The 25,427-nt window shown below is 34.2% G+C and carries 21 protein-coding genes and 1 pseudogene; 16 read left to right on the forward strand and 6 right to left on the reverse strand.

Annotated elements, in window-relative coordinates; translation table 11 throughout:
* Positions 1-198: 198 nt before the first annotated feature.
* The 3 genes from BUC11_RS14175 to BUC11_RS14185 all read left to right on the forward strand — a co-directional run bounded on the left by BUC11_RS14175 (position 199) and on the right by BUC11_RS14185 (position 3,234).
* Positions 199-1,521 carry a hypothetical protein gene (locus BUC11_RS14175; protein WP_084129682.1) on the forward strand — a complete coding sequence of 441 codons (1,323 nt, stop codon included), beginning with the start codon at positions 199-201 and terminating at the stop codon, positions 1,519-1,521.
* A 159-nt stretch (positions 1,522-1,680) separates the two neighbouring features.
* Entirely contained in the window at positions 1,681-2,340 is a 660-nt protein-coding gene (locus BUC11_RS14180) for a hypothetical protein (protein WP_073355112.1), read from the forward strand.
* Positions 2,341-2,451: 111 nt separating this feature from the next.
* Positions 2,452-3,234: a GIY-YIG nuclease family protein gene (locus BUC11_RS14185; RefSeq protein WP_073355114.1), complete on the forward strand. Its 783-nt coding sequence runs from the start codon at positions 2,452-2,454 to the stop codon at positions 3,232-3,234.
* 396 nt (positions 3,235-3,630) lie between these two features.
* On the opposite strand, the gene BUC11_RS14190 is transcribed toward BUC11_RS14185, so the two are convergent.
* Positions 3,631-4,518: a hypothetical protein gene (locus tag BUC11_RS14190; protein WP_073355115.1), complete on the reverse strand. Its 888-nt coding sequence runs from the start codon at positions 4,516-4,518 to the stop codon at positions 3,631-3,633.
* Between the two features lies 1 nt (position 4,519).
* Positions 4,520-5,362, reverse strand: a complete 843-nt coding sequence (locus BUC11_RS14195; protein ID WP_073355117.1) for a HipA family kinase — start codon at positions 5,360-5,362, stop codon at positions 4,520-4,522.
* A gap of 203 nt (positions 5,363-5,565) precedes the next feature.
* Here BUC11_RS14195 and BUC11_RS14200 point away from each other — a divergent pair, with 203 nt between their 5' ends.
* On the forward strand, positions 5,566-6,411 hold the full coding sequence (locus BUC11_RS14200) for an RteC domain-containing protein (RefSeq protein ID WP_073355145.1): 846 nt from the start codon (positions 5,566-5,568) through the stop codon (positions 6,409-6,411).
* A 76-nt stretch (positions 6,412-6,487) separates the two neighbouring features.
* On the opposite strand, the gene BUC11_RS14205 is transcribed toward BUC11_RS14200, so the two are convergent.
* Entirely contained in the window at positions 6,488-6,769 is a 282-nt protein-coding gene (locus BUC11_RS14205) for a hypothetical protein (protein ID WP_073355119.1), read from the reverse strand.
* A 384-nt stretch (positions 6,770-7,153) separates the two neighbouring features.
* On the opposite strand from BUC11_RS14205, the gene BUC11_RS14210 reads away from it, so the two are divergent.
* Positions 7,154-8,788 carry an AraC family transcriptional regulator gene (locus BUC11_RS14210; protein ID WP_073355121.1) on the forward strand — a complete coding sequence of 545 codons (1,635 nt, stop codon included), beginning with the start codon at positions 7,154-7,156 and terminating at the stop codon, positions 8,786-8,788.
* 53 nt (positions 8,789-8,841) lie between these two features.
* Here BUC11_RS14210 and BUC11_RS16835 read toward each other — a convergent pair whose 3' ends face one another.
* Positions 8,842-9,048 carry a hypothetical protein gene (locus BUC11_RS16835; RefSeq protein WP_139259516.1) on the reverse strand — a complete coding sequence of 69 codons (207 nt, stop codon included), beginning with the start codon at positions 9,046-9,048 and terminating at the stop codon, positions 8,842-8,844.
* A gap of 176 nt (positions 9,049-9,224) precedes the next feature.
* On the opposite strand from BUC11_RS16835, the gene BUC11_RS14215 reads away from it, so the two are divergent.
* The 11 genes from BUC11_RS14215 to BUC11_RS14265 all read left to right on the forward strand — a co-directional run bounded on the left by BUC11_RS14215 (position 9,225) and on the right by BUC11_RS14265 (position 24,098).
* The gene (locus tag BUC11_RS14215; protein ID WP_073355123.1) at positions 9,225-9,512 is read left to right on the forward strand and encodes a helix-turn-helix domain-containing protein; all 288 of its coding nucleotides are present in this window, start codon (positions 9,225-9,227) and stop codon (positions 9,510-9,512) included.
* A 100-nt stretch (positions 9,513-9,612) separates the two neighbouring features.
* Positions 9,613-10,578 (forward strand): transcriptional regulator, encoded by a 966-nt coding sequence (locus BUC11_RS14220; RefSeq protein WP_073355125.1) that lies wholly within the window; start codon positions 9,613-9,615, stop codon positions 10,576-10,578.
* A 126-nt stretch (positions 10,579-10,704) separates the two neighbouring features.
* On the forward strand, positions 10,705-11,328 hold the full coding sequence (locus tag BUC11_RS14225) for a P-loop NTPase family protein (RefSeq protein ID WP_073355127.1): 624 nt from the start codon (positions 10,705-10,707) through the stop codon (positions 11,326-11,328).
* An 86-nt stretch (positions 11,329-11,414) separates the two neighbouring features.
* Positions 11,415-12,038 (forward strand): hypothetical protein, encoded by a 624-nt coding sequence (locus tag BUC11_RS14230; RefSeq protein WP_073355129.1) that lies wholly within the window; start codon positions 11,415-11,417, stop codon positions 12,036-12,038.
* Positions 12,039-12,209: 171 nt separating this feature from the next.
* Positions 12,210-14,648 carry a type I restriction-modification system subunit M gene (locus BUC11_RS14235; RefSeq protein ID WP_073355133.1) on the forward strand — a complete coding sequence of 813 codons (2,439 nt, stop codon included), beginning with the start codon at positions 12,210-12,212 and terminating at the stop codon, positions 14,646-14,648.
* Positions 14,639-15,853, forward strand: a complete 1,215-nt coding sequence (locus tag BUC11_RS14240; protein ID WP_073355135.1) for a restriction endonuclease subunit S — start codon at positions 14,639-14,641, stop codon at positions 15,851-15,853. Before BUC11_RS14235 ends, BUC11_RS14240 begins: the two co-directional genes overlap by 10 nt.
* A complete protein-coding gene (locus BUC11_RS14245; RefSeq protein ID WP_073355137.1) occupies positions 15,850-17,316 on the forward strand; it encodes a DUF262 domain-containing protein in 1,467 nt (488 codons plus the stop codon). The genes BUC11_RS14240 and BUC11_RS14245 overlap by 4 nt, the downstream gene beginning before the upstream one ends.
* Positions 17,313-19,241: a DUF262 domain-containing protein gene (locus BUC11_RS14250; RefSeq protein WP_073355139.1), complete on the forward strand. Its 1,929-nt coding sequence runs from the start codon at positions 17,313-17,315 to the stop codon at positions 19,239-19,241. The genes BUC11_RS14245 and BUC11_RS14250 overlap by 4 nt, the downstream gene beginning before the upstream one ends.
* A 56-nt stretch (positions 19,242-19,297) precedes the next feature.
* Complete coding sequence (locus tag BUC11_RS14255) at positions 19,298-20,338, forward strand: PDDEXK nuclease domain-containing protein (protein WP_073355140.1); 1,041 nt, start codon at positions 19,298-19,300, stop codon at positions 20,336-20,338.
* Positions 20,328-23,384, forward strand: coding sequence for a type I restriction endonuclease subunit R (locus BUC11_RS14260; protein WP_245793913.1), 3,057 nt, complete (start codon positions 20,328-20,330; stop codon positions 23,382-23,384). Before BUC11_RS14255 ends, BUC11_RS14260 begins: the two co-directional genes overlap by 11 nt.
* A complete protein-coding gene (locus BUC11_RS14265) occupies positions 23,385-24,098 on the forward strand; it encodes a M48 family metallopeptidase (RefSeq protein WP_073355143.1) in 714 nt (237 codons plus the stop codon).
* Positions 24,099-24,235: 137 nt separating this feature from the next.
* Here the strand turns inward: BUC11_RS14265 and tnpC are convergent.
* Together tnpC and BUC11_RS14275 are read right to left on the reverse strand one after the other, a co-directional pair.
* Positions 24,236-25,054, reverse strand: a pseudogene (gene tnpC / locus BUC11_RS14270) (IS66 family transposase); the annotation flags it as partial.
* 62 nt (positions 25,055-25,116) lie between these two features.
* On the reverse strand, positions 25,117-25,427 hold a 311-nt coding region (locus tag BUC11_RS14275; protein WP_139259424.1), incomplete at its 5' end, for an IS66 family transposase.

Below are 25,427 nucleotides of genomic sequence, written 5' to 3' on the forward strand. Positions count from 1 at the left end.
GTTATTTCCGATTTTAGCCTAGAAAATAGAAATGAAAACTTAAAAAACTATCTTAAGTTTCTAAAAAAGTTGCATCGCGAATAGGTCGCAGCATACTCTAAATTTATCTATAATCCTAATGGCGATAATTTAAGTAAAGATTCATTAAATCACGCTGAGGTAATTTCAATTGCCTCTCACTTTATCGCTTCAAAAGATTTGTTTAAGCAGATATTAATTAATAAATATCCAATTGTTTTAATTGACGAAAGTCAAGATACCAAAAAAGATCTAATAGAGGCTTTATTTTCATTACAATCGCTGAACGTAGAAAAATTCTCATTAGGCCTTTTTGGTGATACTATGCAACGTATTTATAGTGATGGTAAAGAGAAATTAGGAGAAGATTTACCACCAGATTGGTTGAAGCCGGTAAAACAAATGAATCATCGTTCAAAGTCTAGAATAATTGAACTAATCAACAAAATCAGAGAAGATGGGGATCAACAACAGCAAATTCCAAGAATTGAAAATTCAGGTGGTGTTGTTAGATTTTTTATCGTTCAGAGGGGATTAGATAAACTATCTACTGAAGAATCCATTAAACAGAAAATGTCATCAATCACGGAAGACGATAAATGGACAGACAAAAATATTCCAAAGGATAAAAAATATATTCCTGTAAAGACTCTAACCCTTGAACACCATATGGCTGCTGTTAGGATGGGGTTCTCGACTTTTTTTAATCCATTATATTCTGTTGATAAAATGAAAACTGGTTTGTTAGATGGTAGCTCCTCATCAGTTAATTTTTTCATTAAAATAATTTTACCATTATTACTAGCTCATAAAAGCAATAATAGTTTTGAAATAGCTAATATTATTAAAAAGCAATCCCCCTTTTTTGATAAGGAAAACATCAAAAACGAAAGTGATAAAATCAGTATATTAAAAACAGCTAACACTAATGTTGAAAAACTTCTAAAACTTTGGGATGACAATAAATCACCTATATTATTAGAAATACTAAACAATATAAATGGTTCAAAGTTATTCAAATTACCCGCTGACTTAAAGTTAGCTATAGAACGATCTTCTATCACTCTCGTTGAAACTGGAGAGGAAGAAGAGGAAGATGATGAATTATTACTTGCTTGGGATATTGCATTAAATGCAGATTTTAATGAGATAATAAAATACAATGACTACATATCTGAAAACTCAGGATTTGGAACACATCAAGGTGTAAAAGGACTAGAGTATGATAGAGTAATGGTTGTTATCGATGATGTTGAAGCAAAAGGATTTATGTTCAGTTACGATAAGTTATTCGGCACAAAATCACTAACTCCAGCAGATAATAAAAATATTGCAGACGGTAAAGAAACAGGAATAGATCGTACATCAAGACTTTTCTATGTTGCTTGTAGTAGAGCTAAAGAAAGTTTAGCTATTGTAGCCTATACAGATAGTTCAACAACATTAAAAAAAAACTTATTAGATTTTGGTTGGCTAAGAGAAGAAGAGATAGAAATTGTATAAAAAGCACTTCCCATAACACACAGTAAGCGATTATTGCAAATACTAACTAACCGGAAAGCAATATTACGAAGAAAGTTTATCTTCACCGAAACAACGCAGCTCGCTTTGATTGGCAACGTAGCCAAGCGCGGGAATGTTAGACGAAATTCATAATAAACTATGAGCAATAAAGAAAATTTAAAAAATCATTTTTCAGAAAGAATTGATCATAACTTTGATGAACTTAAAAAGTACTATAATCACAACTTAATTGAAATGTGTGAGATTAATTCTTTGAAAATGGAGGCCTTAAATTGTCTTTTATTTGGTTTGTATACCGCAAGCATTAATTCAACAAGTCATTTGCTTGAACGTACGATGAAAATAGCCTTGATTAAGTTTGAAACAAAAGGTTTGACATATTCCGATTTTGAAAAATATAACAAGTCAGTAAATCATGCACATAGTCAATTTGATCATTTAAAATTGCCAAAGACAGTATCACTTGCGAAAAGTAAAGGACTAATTTCTTCAGCTCAATTCCAATATTTAAATGAAAAGGCCAAATCATTAAGGGATGCATATTCGCACGCTCAAACTTCAGTCATAAATAAAGACTTACCACAATTCTTTTCCGGCTTTCTCTTTAATTTTTCAGAAGTAAAAAATAATTTAATTAATAATGAAGATGTTAAAATTACAAGAATAATTGATATCACTAAAACTTCTCCAGCCATAGCGCAATTACAACAAGATCGTTCGTCTAAGACAGATGCATTGGTTTTTTTTGAAAATGTGTATAAAATTATATGTGATATTGAGTTTAAATTGAAAGAATGAACATCACCTAACAAAGAACTGTGCTTAAAAACAGATGAAACTTATTATTTTTCATGAATCGATTACACTTCAGTATAAGTCAAAAAAACTACACCTTAAAGAACCAATTCAATGAGAACAGATTTGAATAATGAATTCGACAGTAAATTATTTAATCTCAAATTTGAAACTATTAGGCAATGGGCAAAAGATAATCTAGAAATTGGTAATGTCGTTAGAGGGCTTACAAATGAATGTTTTGCTTTATCAGCGAATTTTGAACAATCTTATGAAATACAATTTGTGTACGTTCAATTTTCACATGAACATCCGGGGTACATGCTAGAATTAAAATTCAAAGAAAATAATTTTTATAATATTTTACTTCTCTTTTCATTGGAAATTACCAAAATTAATAAAAAGCTAGAAGTTCTATCGGTTTATAATACATTTATACATCAGCTAAGAACATTTCTTGAAGCAAAAGATATCGTTACAGTCACTACAACAGATTTTCAAAAATCAGGAAAAGGATTCTTATTTTCGCCTTCAGAAATAGAAGTTATAAAAACTTACAATCGAGTAAATTTTTATAGAAGTTTTTTAGAAACAGAAAATTATACAAATTTAGCTCCTGATGTGGAATATGTATATATAATGATGAATTGCGATGACTTTACTTTTAAAATTGGACAAAGTAAAAACCCTAAATATAGAGAAAGAACGTTGCAATCTAAGCAACCAAATGTAGCTTTATTAAAAGCTTGGCAATGTGATAAAAAAATTGAAAAAGAACTTCACAAAATATACAAAAAAAATCGCACGAGAGGAGAATGGTTTAAATTGGATTTTAATGAAATATGTAGTATCAACGAAACAATTATTAATTTAATTGAAGAACATAAATCCCAATAGGTTTGATATTTTTAGCCCATTAATGCGAGCGTCTCGCTCATCCACAAATCAAAATCAATTTAAATCTATTTCTAAAACAATTTGATCATTATTCCCGATCGCGCTAAATTGCATTCGGTGATTATGAATGAGAAACGTACAACTCCCTCTCGTCCTCGTTTGCAACAACATTTTGGCTCCCGCTGGTGCTCATTTGCCCACAGTTCTGGTGCTCGATTGCATCGAGCACCATGTATTTAGAATGATAAAACAGAGCGTTTATAACGTAGATAGCTATAAACCAGACCGCTTGGATTTACACACAATAGTTAGCGCAATGAGTGAAGTGCGGTTAAAAGAGGAACAGCACAATAATAGAAAACGTCTTGTATAAAAGAAAGGGCTGAAAAGCCCTTTTTAAAATTCTAAAGTCAAAATAAATTCAGAGAATTTAATATTGTTGGAGTTGCTAATTATGTCTGTTTCTTTTTCTAATTTATCTGGTGTAATAAAATCAAAATCGTCTTTGTAATTTTGAAAACTCAAATCAAACAATTCGTGCTGCAATGTACCTTCATTTGGCTCCTCAAATGCAATTTTAATTTTATTGACTGCAGTTTTGGCTTTTATAGCAAAGACATTCAAAACCTGTTGCAAAATTTTTGTTTCATACAAATGATGAACCACCGTTTGCTCTCCTAAACTAAAATCAACGATTTGAATGGCACTAATTGCTCCATTCTTGGTAATCAACGGTATGTGTGTTTCTTTTAGGATACCATTGAAAGTAAAAGGGTCAAAAGTAAATTTTAAATCCGCTTTTTCGTCGAGACCTTCTTTTTCAAAAGCAGGTTTTATCTTTTTGGCAAAAGTCACCATTTCTTTTTTAGTTTCGATGGCTACCATTTCACCTACAAAGTTGTAATAGTACTGCATGAATTTCTCGGCAGTAAAATCAAAAGATAAAGAAGCAGGTTCCGAAAAAAACAAAATTCCATTATTGTATTTATTCAAATAAGAAATATAATCTTTAGAGAAAATCGATTTTTCAAACACTAATTTCTTTTGATCTTTAGTCAGTGCTTTGTTAGCCTCAGTAACTTTTTGCTTTATTTGCTGCAAGGCATTTTTAGCCATGCTTCCAATCCCTATTTTGGTAGGAGCCAATTTATCTAGTAATCCCAATTTGTTTTTAGAATAATCAAAATAAATCTCATTTTCGGTAATAGCCAATACGCCCATAACCACTTTTTCCGAGGAAATAGGATTGGTTTGAATACTGACTATGCTAAAAAATGTTTTCATTTTAATAAATAGATTTACTGTTCAATATAACCGCTTTTACTTTTTCAATTCGTTCTTCACAAAACAAATATTCTTGTATTCGGTTCGCTAAATTAGGCGCTAATTTCCATATATCAGGTAATTGATAAATAACAGCATCAATAACCTCAATATGGGAAATTTTCAACAAAGGTATGAAATTATCAACAATTTTAATTATTTCTTCTTCGTCCATATAGCTAATAAAGCTCTTATAAAAATCCGATTGATGAAATTTATCTTGATTTTCGAAAGGCATTTTTGAATTAAAAACGCCTATTTGTGCTACGCCACCAAAAACAAAAGCATGATCAAATGCCATTATTTTACGTTTATTACCAAATCTAACAGCCAAAAGATTATAATTAAATCCTGGATTGATAAACCGTCCTCTATCTACATTATTAATCCATAAATCAAAAAGGGCTATTTTAATGACGTCTTCTGGATTTACAATTCGACTGTAATCTCTTTTATTGCTACAAGTTTCAAATTCGTTAATTTCTTCTGAAGGATCTATTCCTTTAGATCCAAAACAAGTATAGTTTACACGAAGTCGTCTATTTTTTATAATTTTACTTTTATCCAAAGTTCCTTCGGAAATTTGAACCAAAGCAATATCTGGGGTTGGTATATTTAAAGTTTTCAATAGATAATGGGAAACTATTTCATAAGCAAGACAATTAATTTCATTTGGGTCAAAATCGACTAAGTATTTACAGTAATAGAGATTACCATCATTACAAATAAACTTCAATGGTGCATGACCACTTGTTTTTGTCTCTTCTAATAAAAGTTCTGTTTTAACTTTGGCAATTTCAACCATGCTGTTTTATAATGATTTGTAGTAAATATAGTGGTATTTTTTTTTAATCAATCAATTTAAATTATGATAATATTCCTAGTATGCAATTCGGGAATTTCACTATTCAATTCGGGAATCAAACACTAGATAATTTGCACCGAATACAATCACCCTATAGATTTGTTTCTGATTCAATCAAGATCACAAAATCTAAAAATCCTGCAATGAAATTATTTTCTCAATCCCTACAGTCGGAATTAGACCGACAATTAGAATTGATACCGGTAGAATGTACACATACAGTTCATTATTACGAAGAGGCCATAAAAATCATGATTGCGGGTTTAGAAAAACTAAAAACCTTCTTTATAAAATACAAATTCCAAGATAAAAATGAGGAGATTGAATTTTTCCGGAATATCAAACCTATGTTTGCTGCAAAGCTCATTTATTATAACGAAATTTATAATATTGAAACCAATAAACCCTACGGTTCAAAAAAAACACTTCGTAAATACTACAACTCTGAATTATTAAAATTAAAAACATTCTTCGAAGATAATCAGGAATTTTACCGCTACCACCGTACAAATAATCGATGCCTTGACAAAAAGTATTTTGTAAGAGGTAAATATGATATTAAACTCACACTGGATAGTTTTTACTTTCAAGCTGACCAGAGTTTCTCAACTTCACATGACTATAAATTGGCAAAAATTTTGGCCAATGATTTAATTAAATCCTACATAGAATCAGAAATTACAAAGTTAGGGCATAACAGCGACCAGCTACAGCCAACTATTCTATCTTCCAAAAAACAGAAATGGACAGGTTCAAAAGTTGAATTAATTGAAATAATCTACGCATTACATACAGGAGGTGTTTTTAATAATGGAAAATCGGGACTAAAAGAAGTAGTAAGTTATTTTGAATACGCTTTTGATATAGACTTGGGCCAATTCAACAGGGTTTTTTTGGAAATCCGCAACAGGAAATCCGATAGGACAAAATTTATGAATACACTCAAAAACAAACTCATAATCCGCATGGATGATGCAGATGAAAATTAAAAAAAAGCTGCTCACACTAAAATGAGCAGCCTTCTAGCTTTGATTGTAATAACTCCTATCTTAAACCTGGATTCAACTACTCGTTGCTCCCTGTAGTTCCTGTAAAATGGGTGATAAGCTTTTTCCAGTCTGGATCAACGGTTTCATCTGCCTGCATTGTAACTGTATTAGTCGATAAACTTTCCGTAGCGAGCACTGTATCCCCCTTCTTGGTGGTATAATAAGGATTTTCGTTCTTCATATCTGACTTACCTACAGTATCGCCCGCTACAAGAGGACTATCGGTTGTACAGGAAGCAAGTGCAAAAAGGACGGCCAAACAAATTAATGTACTAAAACCTGAATAGAATTTTTTCATTTTTGATAATGTTTTAAATGTTACTGATTACTTTTTAATCAGTTCATTTCTCCCGGGATAATCTGAACAATTTTGATGGTGGTTTTGCTCATAACAAAACCGTTTGAATTCAAGGCAAAACTAATGGCCCCTTTCCTCTCCGGCAAGCCAATAGCTGTTCAATTCGGGAATCTATGATATGTAATTCCCGAATTGAACACACTACATTTTACTCTAAAATCCAAATAAACAGCAAGTTAGACTCAAGTAAACGAAAGAATCCTTAATAAGGGTAATTCTTGTAATCAATTACATTATTTTAGCTACATTTATTTTACAAAATACAGTCTCAAAGACATTAATCTTATGTTTTCTAATCAGTAAGCCCCCCAATCTCTTAGAAATATGACGAAAAAATACTTACTTATAATATGGTTATGTCTGTATTATAATGCATACCCACAACAAAATAATTTTGTTATTCCGGATAGTCTTTCAACTAAAGACTATGAATATTTTAGTAAAAACATACTTTATGAGGAAAGGGACAGTATCAAAGAAAGTCTGTATGCACAATCATGGTTAGCTAAGGCAAAACGGGAGAGAAATTACGGACAAATGGCCCAATCCTATAAAGCCTTAATTTATACAAGCGACAAAAAACTACAACTTATATATGCCGATCGTATGCTGATAGCGGCAAAAAAAACAGCTGATTTCGCATTAATCGGATCGGGCTACATGACAAAAGGGGTTATACTATATGATAGTAAACAGCACATGAAAGCACTCGACAACTACCTGATAGCGGATGAATACATTTCGAAAACAAACAATCAATACCAAATCTACAAAGTAAAATATGGCATTGCTCAGATCAAATATTACCTTGGGTTTTACGATGAGGCAATAGCATTATTTAAAGAATGTCTTGGGTATTTCAAGGAAGAAAATAGCCGTGCGTATCTGAATACACTTCATTCTTTAGGGCTTTCTTACAACCGCACAGGTAAATATAAGTTATGCAGCCAGATGAATCAGCTGGGGCAAAGTGAAGGTCTGCGTTTTAAAAACCTAGAAATGCAATCCTACTTCATCCATTCTGAAGGCGTAAATCAATATTTCAAACACAATTATCCTGACGCAATAAAGAAGTTGACAAAGGTACTGCCTGCTTTGAAAGAGACTAAAGACCTTACAAACGAAACGACGGCCTATTTTTTCATCGGTAAAAGCTATTGGGCCCTAAAATTGCAGGAAAAGGCATTACCCTACTTAAAAAAGATAGATGAGGCATTCCAAAAACAAAAGTACATACGCCCTGATTTACGGGAAGCTTATGAACTATTAATTCATTACTATCAGGAACAAAACGACAAAGAATTAGAGTTATATTATGTCACAGCCCTTTTAAAAGTTGACCAAGTTTTGATTAAGGATTATAAATACCTTTCAGGGAAAATACACAAAGAATACGACACAAAAAATTTAATTCAAACTCAAAGAAACATTGAACACCACTGGACCATTATAATTACCATAATGACAGCAATCATTGTAATACTAGTGTACAGACACTATAAAAATAAAAGATTATTTGAAGAATTAATGAATCGCAAACCCGAAACCATCCAATCATTGGTTTCAAACAATACCAGTAAAGAACTCGATATCAATCCTGAACTAATTACAGCTGTTCTAAAAAATCTAGAAAAATTTGAGCGCAATAAAAAGTACCTCGAAAAAGACATGAATTTGGCAAAAATGGCTTCATTATTAAACACCAATACAAAATACGCTTCTAAAATTATTACACGCTATCGAAAAAAAGGAATCGTCGAATATATCACCTATCTGAAGATTGAACATATTGTAGAGTTACTCAAAAACGAAAACCTATACCGCAATTACAAAAATGAGGCATTAGCTGACGAAGCTGGTTTCGGTTCTACCCAAAACTTTACACGAGCATTCAAAAATCAAACAGGCCTCTCTCCCACCTACTTCATCAGTGAATTAAAAAACCAACAACATTCATAAATAATAACAAGACATCCAAAATCGACTGCGCAAGACAAAAGAAAAAGAATCTCTTAATAAACAAAAACAGCACTAAACCAATAAACGTTCAATTGCAACCTCCTCTCCCCGCCCTTAAATAAAAAGCATAGCAAAACAACGAAGAAGTGAAATGGCAGCAGTCCGCGAGTTGAGGACGAACGGCTGCGGCTGCGGAACGGAACTTCGTGGTAGTTTTCAAGCTTTTGATTTTCAGGTTTGATCTTTTCTTTCTTTTGCATCAAGGCAAAAGAAAAAATTCATTAAAATCAAAATAGTTGATTTAATAAAAAAAGTCAATAACCACAACCATTTCAAAATAAAAACCCCTTTTTTCTTTCACAACTTGTGAACCACTTGTGATATAAAATCAACCAATACCAACACTTTTGTATCATAACAACCTAAAACATAAGTTATGGCAATCGAAATCCTTACAAAAGAAGACCTAAATCAATTTCACAAATCTCTTTTAGAAGATATTAAAGAAATACTCAAAGGCAAGAACCAGCAGGCCAAAAAGTGGCTAAAATCTACAGAAGTCAGAAAGCTTTTTAACATCTCCCCAGGTACTCTCCAAAACCTCCGCATTAATGGAACCTTAACATACACTAAAATTGGTGGAATCATGTACTATGATAATGATACCATTGATAAATTATTAAATGGAAACAAGATCCATGCACAACCTACTCTTTTCAAATAAAATCCATTTAACTTTTCATTTCACAGTGAACTTGCCGAATTGTTCAATCCTCAATTCTTCCTTTTCACCTTTCACTTTTCACCATTCACGCAAAAAAAAAATGAATTACATAAAACACCTAACAGGATTTTTTGAAAAAGTAGCTGTAGATAAAGCACTCAATCCAACACACGTCAGTTTATACATGTCGTTATTTCAATTCTGGAATTGCAATCGGTTCAAAAATCCAATCAGTATTTCTCGGGATGAATTAATGAGAATTAGCAAAATCAGTTCAAAAGCGACCTACCATAAATGCCTTAAAAATTTACATTCATTGGGCTATGTAAACTACGAACCATCATACAATCCATTCAAAGGAAGCCACGTCTACCTCTTCAATTTCTCAGACGATTTAAAACCAATCCCAAAAAGCGAAAAAATAACAGTACCAAAAAATGAACCTATTTTTGAACTAGTCGATGAACAAGTAGTGAACAAGTCTTGTACTAGTAGTGAGACTGGCACTGAACAAGCACTGGTATCTTATATAAACAATACAAACATACCAAACATTTCAAACGATTTAAAGAGTGTAAACGGAATCCAGCAAGCACAAAATTTTCAAATTAAAGATAATATCATTTTTAAAAATGAAACTAAAAATTTAAAAGAAGAAAAAATTTCCGGCAAAAAAGAAGAAAAAGAAATGCCAGACCATTTTGTTGAAAGAAAACCTGAATCGTCAATTCTGGCATTCGCCGACTACGATGCGGAGCACACTTCAAACAGTCGGCAAAAAAGTTCCGTCAAAAAAGAAAAAGTAATTACTCCAAAAATCGAAGATGTCAAATCCTATTTCGTCGAAAATAATTTTCCGGAAATCGAAGCCAATAAGTTTTTCAATTATTTCTCAAGCAACGGTTGGCTCGTTGGTGGAAAAACACCCATGATTGATTGGCAAGCTGCAGCACAAAACTGGATTTTAAACGCACCTAATTTCAAATACAATACAGAAATAGAACCCGCAAACCGATCAAGGCAACTCAACACCGGAACAGACAAAGACTATTCAGAACCACTTTAACCCGAATTGTCATCCCGAGCGCAGTCGAGGGACAGGTTCTAAACTATTCTAAACTCTTTAAGAAACCCTAGCGAACCTTGCGTCAATCTTTGCGCTCTTTGCGGTCTTTGCGGTTAAAAAAACACTATGGAAACAGAAATAAAATCCGAGTACAACTACGATCAAGTAATCGTTTGGCTTGAAAAAAAAGGAGTGGAATTGTATGGCACTCATTTCAAAATCCTAGAAACGGACTATCCCATAATTTACAAACTCATTTCCTATTTTCTAAAAGATGAGCAAACTTGTTTTCAATTCAATATCAACCTCAACAAGGGAATTATGCTAAGTGGTCCAGTGGGTTGTGGTAAAACTTCTTTAATGAATATCATGAAACACCTCACTCCTATCGAACACAAATTTTCAGTAAAACCATGCCGGGACATCAGTTTCGAATTTATCCAGGATGGCTATGAAATTATCCACAAGTACAGCAAAGGCAAGCTCTACGTATCTGAGCCCAAAACAATCTGTTTCGATGATCTAGGTACAGAGAACAATCTGAAATATTTCGGAAATGAATGCAACGTCATGGCGGAAATACTGTTATCCCGCTACGATTTATTCTCTTCCAAAAAACTACTAACTCACATCACAACAAACCTCTCTGCTTCCGAAATAGAAACCCATTACGGCAATAGAGTCCGGAGCCGACTACGCGAAATGGTAAATCTGATCGCCTATGACAAAACCGCCAAAGATAAACGCTAAAAAAATAGCTAGTGCTGAGTAAAGTCGAAGCACAGGCTTAGGAACTCATCTTAATTCTTAATACTCAATTCTTAATACTTCTAAAAATGAAATCCATCAACACCTTCTGGAACTGGTTCCAAGACAACCACCACACCATAAAAAATATCATTAACGAAACGCCTAAAAACCAAAAGCATATCGCATTTTGGATAAACAAAAACCTCAGCTACTACTGCAAGGAAATTGACTTTCTGATTGTCTTTCCAAAAAACGGGAACAGCAAACCCGAATTCATTATCACAGCAAATGGTAACTCAGAGTATTTCAATCAGGTAATTACTTTAGTGGATAATGCTCCCCTCTTAAAAAGTTGGAAATTCACCGCTTTCATTCAAGTAACTGTTGAAATTAATAAAATCATGGATGGTTTGGATCAACCATACATTTTTCAAGACATTACTTTAAAAATTAGCGAACTCAAATTCAAACTACTCAAGTACAATGAACACTGTGGCAAACTGGACATCATCATTTTTCTAAAAAACTACAATGTACTTTGCGATACAAAAACGGCGACACAAGCTATCTATATTATCCTGCAAGAACTTCTGGGTGAAAAATCATTATTTCAAAACATCAATTTTATTCAATTGGCACAACTTCCTAAAAACGAGGAAGCATTAATCCATTTGTATGAATTACAATATTATTTAGATACTTTCAGATAAAAATACTCAAAAATCTTTTTTCCTTTTTTCCACTCCTTTACGGTTTTCCCTATCTCTACTAATTAAATAATCTTTACTTTAGCCAAGACAAGAACGAATCCATACAATCAAATAAAAAATTGGAAAAGCAGTAGTTCAAAAAAACCGAAATATTAAGAATAGAATATTATAATGGCAATCAAAAAATCTGAATTATACAGCTCACTTTGGGCAAGTTGTGATGAATTACGAGGCGGAATGGACGCTTCTCAATACAAAGATTACGTACTCACGATGTTGTTCGTGAAATACATCTCCGATAAATATGCTGGTGATAAATATGCTCCAATTTTCATTCCAGAAGGAGCCAGTTTTGCAGACATGGTGGCTCTGGTAGGTAAAGATACCATAGGCGACGACATCAATAAGAAAATTCTAAACCCACTAAAGGAAGAAAACAAGCTGTCTGATTTTCCTGATTTCAACGACCCTTCTAAACTGGGAAGCGGAAAGGAAATGGTAGACACGCTCTCTAAATTGATTCTGATTTTCAACAAACCAGAGCTGGATTTTAGCAAGAATAAAGCCGAAGGCGATGATATTCTGGGCGATGCCTATGAATTTCTGATGCGTCATTTTGCCACTGAATCGGGTAAATCAAAAGGACAATTCTATACGCCAGCTGAAGTCAGTAAGGTTCTGGCAAAAATTATTGGGATCAATGATGCCAATAGTACAGCACAAACCACGGCATACGATCCAACATGCGGATCGGGCTCGCTTTTACTAAAAGTTGCCGATGAGGCCGAGAAAGAAATCTCTTTGTACGGACAAGAAAAAGAAACCGCAACGGCTGGTCTGGCACGCATGAACATGATTTTGCACAACAAACCCTCAGGAACAATTTGGGCAGACAATACGCTTGCAAAACCCCGTTGGGAGGAAGACGGAAAACTAAAAACTTTTGATTATTGTGTAGCCAATCCTCCTTTTTCTTTAAAAAACTGGGGCAATGGTGTAGATGCTCAAAATGATATTTACAGACGTTTTCAGGATTTTGGAACACCGCCAGACAAAAATGGTGATTATGCCTTTTTGCTACACATTATCAAATCGCTGAAAAGCACAGGAAAAGGAGCTATCATTTTACCGCATGGTGTTTTGTTTAGAGGAAATGCAGAAAGTGAAATTCGCAAAAACATCATCAAAAAAGGATTGATAAAAGGAATTATCGGTTTGCCTGCCAACTTGTTTTATGGCACGGGAATTCCAGCTTGTATTATTGTGATTGACAAAGAAAATGCGCACACCCGCAAAGGGATATTTATGGTCGATGCTGGTAAAGGTTTCGCCAAAGACGGTAACAAAAACCGCCTGCGTGACCAAGACATTCATAAGATTGTAGATGTATTCAACAATCAGATTCCGGTACCTAAATACAGTCGCATGGTACCCATTGCCGAAATTGCAGATCCTAAAAACGATTACAACCTCAACATCCCAAGATACATAGACAGTCAGGAAACCGAAGACATACAAGATATCTTGGCACACCTCAAAGGAGGAATTCCCAATGCAGATATTGTAAAACTTAATACCTATTGGAAAGTATATCCAACCTTAAAAAATGCTTTGTTCAAGCCCATTACTAATTCCATTTATTCGGAATTGGCTGTGGAAGCTTCGCAATTAAAAAATACCATTTTCACCCATCCTGAATTTCTTTCGTTTACCAATGATTTGAAAACGGTTTTTGAAAACTGGAAGACTCGAACCACCATCCAGCTCAAAAACCTGGAAGCAGGTTGCCGACCAAAAGAAGTAATCCATACCACTGCCGAAGCCTTGTTGCATACGTATGACAATCGCGCCTTGATAGACCAATACGATGTCTACCAACACCTGATGACCTATTGGAGCGAAACCATGCAAGACGATATTTATGTATTGGCTACCGATGGATGGAAAGCCGGTAACGAAGTAAACCGTTTGGCTAAAGAAAGTAAAAACAGCAAGAAAGAAACCGTGCGTAAAGACGTGGAAGGACTCGACGGATTGGAAGGCCGATTGATCCCACCCCATTTATTGATTGCGCATTATTTTGCCAAAGAACAAAACGCTATTGATGATTTGAATGCCAAAAAAGAAGCAGGACAAGCCACCAAAACCGAGCTCGAAGAAGAACACGGAGCCGAAGGCGGATTATTTGGTAATTTAGACAAAATAAACAAAGCCGAAGTCACCAAATTACTCAAAGAGAAAAAGATAGAAAAAGCACCCAAAGAAGAATTGGCAGTATGCGAAACCTACCTGAAACTCTTGGAACAGGACAGCAAAATAAATGCCGACTTGAAAATAACGTTGAAAGCCTTAGAGAAAAACGTGATTGCCAAATACCCAACTCTAACCGAAACCGAAATAAAAACATTGGTGGTAGAGCACAAATGGATGCAGGTTTTGGATGTTGCCATTACCACCGAAATGGAACGCGTAAGCCAAGGATTGACCCAACGCATTACCGAACTGGCCAACCGTTACGCTAACCCAATGCCACAACTAAAAAGTGTAGTGGAACTACTGGAAGAAAAAGTAAACGCACATTTAGCAAAAATGGGATTGGTATGGAATTAAGAACAGGTTACAAACAAACGGAGATTGGAGTGATTCCTGAGGATTGGGAGGTTAAAAGTTTGGGAGAAATAGGAAAGTTTTCTAAAGGTCAAGGAATTAGAAAAGATGACGCACAAAGTGGAGACATCCCATGCGTTAGATATGGAGAATTATATACTAGACATAATGATTATGTAAAGCAATTTTACTCTTTTATTTCAAGAGATATTTCACTTACATCTCGAAAATTAAAATATGGTGATATTTTATTTGCTGGTTCAGGAGAGACAAAAGAAGATATTGGTAAAAATGTTGCATTCGTAAATGACTTTGAAGCATACGCGGGTGGTGATATTGTTATTTTATCTCCAATTAATCAATCGCCTCTTTATTTAGGTTTTTTATTAAATGCTCCATTTATTCAAAAACAAAAAGCAAGTAAAGGTCAAGGAGATGCTGTTGTACATATAAGTGCAAGTCAATTACAATATATTTCAATTCCAATTCCAACAATAGCCGAACAAACTGCTATTGCCACTGCCCTATCCGATGCAGATGGTTTGATTACGGCTTTAGAAAAACTCATCGCCAAAAAACGAGACATCAAACAAGGAGCCATGCAAGAACTTTTGAAACCAAAAGAAGGTTGGGAAGTGAAGAAGTTGGGGGAAGTTTGCGATGTAATTATAGGATTAACATACTCGCCAAATGATGTTAGAGACCATGGAACATTAGTTTTGAGAAGCTCAAATATTCAAAATAATAAATTGGCATTTGAAAATAATGTATTTGTTGAAATGGATTTACCACAACGAGTAATTGTTAAAGAAAATGACATACTTGTATGCGTTAGAAATGGTAGTAAACAGTTAATCGGAAAATGCGCTTTGATTGACAAAAAGAATGAAGGTCAAGCGTTTGGAGCATTTATGTCTATAATTAGAAGTCAATATAATAAATACATCTACCATTATTTTTTATCTAATTACATACAAATTCAAATTGATGAAAATATGGGTGCGACAATAAATCAACTAACAAATGCTACACTAAAATCATTTGACATTTATTTTCCTCAATCACCAGAAGAACAAACCCGCATCGCCACAATACTTTCGGATATGGATGCAGAGTTGACGGCATTAGAAGCCAAATTAGAAAAATATAAAAAGATCAAGTTGGGGATGATGCAGGAGTTGTTAACGGGGAGGATAAGACTAATATGAAAGAGCAAGATGTAAAAGTAACTGTTTGTAGTTTTCTTGAGTTATTTACCAAAGAAGCCATTTTTCCCATCGGGATTGATACCTATCAACGCCCTTATGTTTGGGGTGAAGATAAAGTTCAAGAATTGATAAATGACTTAACAGAGTATTTAAAAGACCCTAAAGGTTTGTGTTACTATATGGGCAATGTGCTTTTACACCAACACAATCAAAAACAAAAATTATTTATTATTGATGGACAACAACGTCTTACAACATTAAGTATTTTATATTTTGTACTCAACGGTAAGTTTACTGATGGCGACAAAATGACAATGGAATACCATTCGCCTCTTTCAACGCTTAATATAAAAAAAACACAATTGCTGTTTGACGGAATTAAAGAACAGTGGAAGGACAAGGCTGATTTTTTGTTCTCCAATATTAACCTAACTTGTATTACTACTCTTGAAGAAGATATGGCATTTACTTTTTTCGACACACAAAACAATCGGGGAGTAAAATTAAATCCAACGGATTTATTGAAAGCATATCATTTAAGGTCCATTGGAAATGCAGAGTATTTAGACATACAAATAAACTGTGCCAGCAGGTGGGAAAAAATACAATCCTACAACACATTATTTGGACAAAAGAAAGATTATACCGCAGAATTATTTCACCAGTTCCTTTGGAGGTCAAGAGTTTGGCGTGGTCAACGTGTTATTTATAGGGAAAATGATAATGAAGTTTTGAATGAATTTCAAAAAAACACGCTACCTAATCAAAGCTCTGTTACTATACCTTTATATCCAAATGCCAACAATACATTAGGCAAAAAACTAACAATAAAAGTCAATCAAGGTTACACAATACAACCCGCAAATATTGAATCAAGTAACAATAGTGCTCATTTACCTTTTACTTTAAGGCAACCTATAAGTGATGGGCTAGGTTTTTTCCTTTTTGCTGAAAAATATGCTGATTTGGTTCGTTTACTTTTGGTTGATAAAGATTTAAAAGACAATGAAATTAAAGCTTTTAGAGTATTCTATAACCAGGTATGGTCTAATGTATCGCTCTATCTCAAAGAATTGTATGTGTTGTCTACTGTAATGTATTATGATAAATTTGGAAGCGAAAAATTATTAGAATATTGCCTTTGGCTAGACCACGTTTTAGGGGCCATTCGAATTGAAAAACAGTATATTTTTAAAGAAGCTCCTTTAAAATTTTTGAAAGAATCAGACAATAACTTACTTGATGTAATTAGCCAAGCATTCCGTACAGAAGAAGTAATTCTATTCTTAAAAAAAATCAACAATACAAGAGCTGTTTATTCTAATGAAAAAATAAAAAGTGGTAAAGGAGTACAAGGTTGGTATAAACAAAATGTCTTAGGGTATTATGATAAATCTGATTTTAACCAAAAACATAACTGGATTAATGAAAATTTTATTAATACAAAATTGAATTCGAAATGAACATTAATTCAACACTTATAACTTTAAAAGAAGTAGAAGAAAACCAATTTTTCTTTAACATACCTATTTACCAGCGTTTATATGTATGGGAAGAAGATCAAATAAAGACCTTACTAGAGGATATTGAAACCGCTTTTTCCGATGGCAAGGAATTATTTTATTTAGGTGGTGTTTTGGTTGTCAAAAACGATACTTTAGACAATGGTAAAGTATATGATTTAATTGATGGTCAACAAAGGTTCACTACTTTATGGATGATATCGATTATATTTGGTGGTGATCTGACGCCATTTGTAGAAAGAAATGAAAAACAGAAAAGCAGACATAGAGTTACTTTTGCTATTCGTGACGATATTTATCTTTTTTTCAAGGAATATATTAATAACATTACTGTTAAGGGAGCTACATCTCAAATTGTAAATGCATTGTCTTTAATTACTAAATTTAAAGAGCAATTTGATTTAGAACAAGCAGGGAAATCACTTGAAATAGCAACTTTTATTAATGAAAAAGTAAAATTAATTTTTACTGAAGTGCCATTTCAAACTGATTTAAATAAACTATTTGAAATCATTAATAACAGAGGTGTACAATTACAACATCACGAAATACTAAAATCACAACTAATAAATAAAATACCTTCCGATGAAAGACTAAAATACAGCCATATATGGGATGCTTGCTCTTACATGGAAAGCTATATTGAAAAAAACATTAGAGACATTGCCAAAATACGAATTCAGGATTTGTATGAAAATAATCCGTCCAAAGAAGGAGAAGAAAAACTTGCCAAACCCTCAAATTTATTGGACGTAATTAATTCAATACAAAATGATAGCTTTAGCTCACTTAGCCTTTCTTATATTTTAAACTCCTCAGAAACCTATGAACAACAAACAAGTTCCGATATAGATGAGTATGAGGCTGATGAAGTAAGAAGTATAATCTCATTTCCAATGTTACTTCAGCATACTTTACGAATTTTTTTAGCTGAGAAAGAAGAAAATGACATTCCTAAAATTCTCGATAAAGAATTACTAAAAATATTTACAAATAGTTTTTTTACACCAGATAGAAAAGATACAGATATAAAGTCTTTCATCGAGTTGCTTTGGAGTGTTAGATATTTATTTGATAAGCATATTATTAAATGGGTTCGTCAAGAAGATAGCGAAACTCATCTAATATGCAAATTAGAAAAATATGAAAGCAAGAATAATTATTATCTGAGAAGAAGACAACCAACTACAAATGAAGGAGAAGCCTTGCTTCAAAGTATGTTGTATCATTCTCAACAAATTACAACCCATTATTGGCTTACTCCGTACCTGAATTATCTATTAAAACATAATGGGCAAAATGGATATAATTATTTAAAAAAGTTAGACAATCATTTGTTTTGCTCTTCAGTACAAGGTTCTTTGTCTTCACGTACTCGAGAATTTATTATAAATGAAGACTATGAAACTAATTTAAGTACTGAAATATTGAAAATTAAAGATGCTAATGATGCATTAGGAGTCGCGTTTCCACATTATTGGTTTTATAAACTAGAATATATTCTTTGGGAAAAATTTTCATCAACTAAAGGTGATAGATGGAAGTATTTTAAAATGACCGCTAAAAACTCTGTAGAACATATTTCACCGCAAACCCAAAAAACAACAGATACCAATACTGTTACAGAAGAAATGCTTAATAATTTTGGAAATCTTTCATTAGTTTCAAGAAGTATAAATTCTGAGTACAGCAATTTGCCTTTTAACGAGAAAAAACAACGCTTTGTAAATAACAATCGCATAAAACTGGATTCTTTAAAAATGGATTTAATATACGAAAATGATAGTTGGAACAATGAAATAGCGATAAGACATCAAAACGAAATGGAGATAATAATTAATGATTATTTAGAATTAACTAATTAATAATCTCAAACAAATAAAATGCCATTCCTAAAACTGAAATTTTAAAACCATAAAGCATGTCTAAAGAAATCAACAACCTATCTCCAGTTGCTTCTGATATTAAACTGCTGATCGAGCAAAGCAAACAACAAATTGCCATCACGGTTAATGCCACCATGAGTATGTTGTACTGGAAAATAGGCGCAAGAATCAATCAGGAAGTTTTACAAAATAATCGTGCAGAATATGGAGAACAAATTGTGCAATCACTGTCTGCACAATTAACACTCGAATACGGCAAAGGATTTTCTAGGCGTAATCTATTCAATATGATGCAGTTTGCAAATACTTTTTTGAACGAAAAGATTGTCGTATCACTGATACGACAATTGAGTTGGACACATATTTTAGCACTTATCCCTATCCAAGACAATATAAAAAGAGAGTTTTATATTCAAATGTGTGTACATGAAAAATGGAGTGTTCGCACTTTTAGAGAACGCATCCAATCGATGCTTTATGAACGTACCGCCATCAGCAAAAAACCCGAAGAAACCATCATCAACGATTTGGAATTGCTCAAAAACGAAAAAATGCTAAGCCCGGATTTGGTTTTTCGTGACCCATATTTCTTGGATTTTTTAGGTTTAAAAGACACCTATTCCGAGAAAGATTTGGAGACATCGATCTTAGCCGAACTGCAACGTTTTATCATAGAATTGGGTAGCGATTTTGCTTTTATGGCACGTCAAAAAAGAATAACCATTGACAATCGGGATTATTACATCGATTTACTTTTTTACCACCGCCGTTTAAAATGTTTGGTGGCCATCGATTTAAAAATCGGGGAATTTGAAGCCAGTAACAAAGGTCAAATGGAATTGTACTTGCGTTATTTGGAAAAATACGAACAAGTGGAAGGTGAAAACACGCCCATAGGACTGATACTTTGTACCGGTAAAAATGAAGAACATGTGGAGTTATTACAATTGGATAAAAGTAATATCAAAGTAGCCGACTATTTGACTATTTTACCTTCCCAAAAACTATTACAGGAAAAATTGCATAGAGCAGTAGAAATTGCTCAAAATAAAATCGCTCAAAAAAATGATGAATAACATCGGACAAATAGAACGTCATTCCCAAAACCGAATTGTCAAACTCTTCAAAGAACAGTTGGGTTACACCTACTATGGCAATTGGGAAGACCGTGAAAAAAACAGCAATATCGAGGAAAGTTATTTGGGTAGTTATTTGCTCAAACAAAGCTATTCAGTGACTGTGTTCAGCAAAGCGATCTATGAACTCAAACAAGTGGCAGATAGTTTTAGCGATGATTTGTACCTAAAGAATAAAAAAATATATGCCATGCTTCGATATGGTGTAAAAGTAAAAGAAGACGTTGGTACCAATTACATCACCGTTCAGGTGATAGACTGGAAAAATTGGGCCAACAATGATTTTGCCATTGCCGAAGAAGTGACCATAAAAGGCAATCGGGACAAACGTCCTGATATTGTAGTCTATGTTAATGGGATTGCGTTGGGCGTTTTAGAACTCAAACGCGGTATGATTGATTTGGCAGAAGGAATTCGCCAGAATATAACCAACCAACAAGATGGGTTTATTCAGTCTTTTTTTGCTACCGTACAGTTTGTCATGGCAGGAAATGATACTCAGGGCTTGCGTTACGGAACGATTCAGACCAAAGAAAAGTACTTCCTCAACTGGAAAGAAGACGAGCTGGATAACACCGAACTCAAAATAGACAAATACCTGAAAAAGCTTTGTAATAAAGAACGTTTTTTAGATGTTATTTATAACTGTGTTTTATTTGATGCGGGTGTAAAAAAACTGCCTCGCCCCCACCAATATTTTGCGTTGAAAGCATCGCAGGAACGCATCCACAAGAAGGAAGGCGGAATTATTTGGCACACCCAAGGTTCTGGAAAAAGTATCATGATGGTGATGCTCGCTAAATGGATTTTGGAAAACAATGCCAATGCCAGAGTGATAATCCTAACCGACAGAACCGAGCTGGACAAACAAATAGAGCGCGTGTTTAATGATGCAGGAGAACCTATAAAAAGAACAGGAAGCGGACGGGAATTACTGCAACAGTTGACCCAGCCTTTGCCAAGATTATTGTGTTCATTAGTGCATAAATTTGGCAAAAAAAGTGAAGACAACTTTGAGGATTTCATCACAGAACTGGAAGAAAACCCGGTGCAAACCATTGGTGAATTGTATGTTTTTGTGGATGAATGCCACCGTACACAAAGCGGTAAATTGCATCTAGTGATGAAGACCATGTTGCAAAATGCCATTTTTGTTGGGTTTACAGGAACTCCATTATTAAAACAAGACAAGAAAACGACATTGGAAGTTTTTGGTTCTTATATTCATACCTACAAATTCAATGAAGCGGTAGAAGATGAAGTGGTAAAAGATTTGGTGTATGAAGGTCGAGACATCGACCAGAAATTATCTTCTCCTGCAAAAGTAGATGCTTGGTTTGAAGCCAAAACCAAAGGATTGAATGACTTTCAACGATCAGAACTCAAAAAAAAATGGGGAACGATGCAAAACGTATTGAGCTCCCGTTCCAGAATGGAAAAAGTGGTAAGTGATATCCTTTTTGATTTTAGCACAAAACCCAGATTGTCTTCTGAAAAAGGAAATGCCTTATTAGTGGCTTCTAGCATTTATGAAGCCTGCAAATATTTTGAATTATTCAACAGAACGGAGTTAAAAGGGAAATGCGCTGTAATTACTTCCTATAATCCCGCCACCAGAGATATCACTACCGAAGACACAGGAGCTAATACGGAAACTGACAAAGAATACATTTATAAAATCTATTCTGATTTACTCGAAAAAGTATCTGCCAATGCCAATCAAACCAAAACTGAAACCTACGAGGATAACGCCAAAGCAAAATTTAGAGACGAACCTGCCAACATGAAACTGCTCATTGTGGTTTCTAAATTATTGACAGGATTTGACGCACCTCCTTGTACTTATTTGTATATTGATAAATTCATGCAAGACCATACGCTTTTCCAGGCCATTTGCAGGGTAAACCGTTTGGATACTGATGATAAAACCTTTGGGTACATTGTCGATTATAAAAACCTTTTCGAAAATGTGTCTGATGCTATCAATGTCTATACATCAGAACTGGACACGGAAACTTTTAATCAAGAAGATTGCGAAGTCCTATTGAAAGACCGTCTCAAAATGGGAAGAGAACGACTGGACAACGCTTTGGAAGAGTTAGAAATGATTTGCGAGCCAGTTGCCCCGCCAAAAGGACAATTGCAGTACTTTCATTATTTTTGCGGCAATTCAGAGCTAGAATCCGATTTAAAAGAGCGTGAACCACAAAGAACCGCTTTGTATAAGGGAACCGTGACTTTCATAAGAGCGTACGCCAATATTGTAGCCGACATGGAAGAAGCCGGTTATAACGAAAAAGAATGTACACACATCAAAAACCGTTTGGATTTCTATTTGAAATTGAGAGAAGAAATACGAATTCATAGTGGAGAAACTCTGGATTTAAAAACCTATGAAGCGGATATGCGCCATTTAATTGACCATTATATTCAAGCGGAGGAATCTACGATTGTTTCCCCTTTTGGAGATATTCCATTACTAGATTTAATTGTGAATTCAGGAATTTCTGAAGCCATCAATTCATTACCCACTGGAATCAAATCCAACCAACAAGCCGTTGCAGAAACCATAGAAAACAATGTGCGCCAAAAAATCATAAGAGATCATTTGATTGATCCTGCTTTTTTTGAAGAAATGTCTACGTTGCTAACCGCAATTATTCACGAAAGAAAAAACCAAGCCTTATCGTATGGTGATTATCTGGTAAAAATTGCCAGTTTAACCAAGAAAGTAAACGAAGGCAAGAAAGATGATGTGCCAAAAATACTGACGACCCAATCGCAACGTGCATTGTATAATAATTTGAATCAGGATGCCGAATTAGCTATGGCATGTGATGAAGCGGTATTGTACAGTAAACAAGATAACTTTAGAGGAGATTTGGTAAAGGAAAGAAACATCAAAAAAGCATTATTTGGATTGCTGAATAATGACGGAGAGGTAGAACGTATTTTCCAAATCATTGTCAATCAAAAGGAATATTAAATGCAAGAGATTCATCTAGGGGACATTACCGTTGAAGTGACTCAGAAGGATATAAAAAACGTCCATCTGAGCGTGTATCCGCCTTTTGGTCAGGTAAAAATTGCCGCACCTAATAGAATGGAATTAGACACCATTCGCATTTATGCTATTTCAAAGTTAAGTTGGATTCGAAAACAGCAGGCAAAAATAAAAGCGCAAAAACGGGAAGCAGCGCGGGAATACCTAACCAAAGAAAGTCATTATTATTTGGGTAAAAGGTATTTGATGAAGGTGATGGAACATAATGCTGTTCCAACTGTAAAGCTAAAACATAATACCCTCGAATTGTATATTAGACCCGAAACCAATACAGCAAAAAGAAAAGAAATCCTAGAAGAGTGGTATAGAACACAACTCAAAGAATTAGTCCCAAAATATATTGCTAAATGGGAACCAATTATGGGTGTGAAAGTAAATGATTTTGGAATAAAAAAAATGAAAACCAAATGGGGTACTTGTAACATTGAAGCACAACGGATTTGGCTAAATCTGGAATTGGCAAAAAAACCTGCAATATGTCTGGAATATATCATTATTCATGAAATGACGCATTTATTGGAACGAAACCACAATACACGGTTTGTGGCTTTGATGAATAGTTTTTTACCCAATTGGGCAGCAGTAAAAGAAGAATTGAATAGATTGCCTGTAAGTCATACGGAATGGGGGTATTGAGCATTTTTTTTAGACAATACTATCCCTTGATAAACACAGAGACAGTATTATTCAAACAATTAATGGCACCTTACAGGTATCCACCCGAGCAACTACATATTGTTTAGTTCAATAAGATTAATGATAGGAGCGTAATTTTACAATGGTTTAGATTCCGCTAGTTGCTTGTAATTGTGGGGATACAGGTCTTTAATATTCTTGTGGTTTATTGACTGGATATTCACCAGGGTGTATTTTAGCCAAGAGTATGGATTAACACCATGCTTTTTGCAGTTAGCAAAAAAGGTATAAGCCATAGCCGCTCTTTGAGCCGCAGGGTGTGATCCAGCAAAAAGGTAATTCTTTCTACCAAGGGCAACTGGTCTGATTGCATTTTCTATTAGATTATTATCTATTTGTAAGTTACCATCTAATAGATATGCTGATAGATTATCCCATCTTGTTTGCGAGTATGCAATGGCTTTACCAATCTGACTTTTTGGCAACGTTAATTTGATTTGTAAAAACATCCATTTCCCTAGTTCGTTTATAATAGGTAAACTTTCCCTAAGTCTCAGCTCTTTGATTTGCTCAGGCATATGGTTTTGTTCTTTTGCTTTGCGCTCCACCGCATATAGCTTTTGTATTTCAATTAAAACATACTGTGCCTTTTGCTTATCATTATCTAATGCTCTTTCAAATTCACGACGCGCATGTGCCCAACAGCCCAGATGAGTAACATCTGATTTTTTCCCATACGCTTTGTAACCCGCATAGCCGTCAGTTTGCAGATACCCTTTAAAGTGTTGCAAAACAGCTAATGCAGCACTACTTGCACGAGTAGGACTGTAATTGAACAGCACCAGCTTGGATATGGGGGCATGATACACCCAATAATAACCTAGATGTGTTTTGTCTTTTTTCTTATCGTCTAACACCTTGATGGTAGTCTCATCTACTTGAAGATACCCTTCGTTTGTATCCACCCGAGCAACTACATATTGTTTAGTTCAATAAGATTAATGATAGGAGCGTAATTTTACAATGGTTTAGATTCCGCTAGCTGCTTGTAATTGTGGGGATACAGGTCTTTAATATTCTTGTGGTTTATAGATTGGATATTCTCAAGGGTATATTTTAGCCACTCAAAAGGATTTACGTTATGCTTTTTGCAGTTAGAAAAAAAGGTATAGGCCATAGCCGCTCTTTGAGCAGCATCGTGCGATCCGGCAAAAAGATAATTCTTTCTACCCAGGGCCACTGGTCTGATTGCATTTTCCACCAGATTATTATCTATTTGCAAGTTACCATCTAATAGGTATGCCGATAAATTATCCCATCTTGTTTGAG

Origin of the sequence: Flavobacterium xanthum, assembly GCF_900142695.1 — a bacterium.
In the GTDB taxonomy this organism is placed as follows: domain Bacteria; phylum Bacteroidota; class Bacteroidia; order Flavobacteriales; family Flavobacteriaceae; genus Flavobacterium; species Flavobacterium xanthum.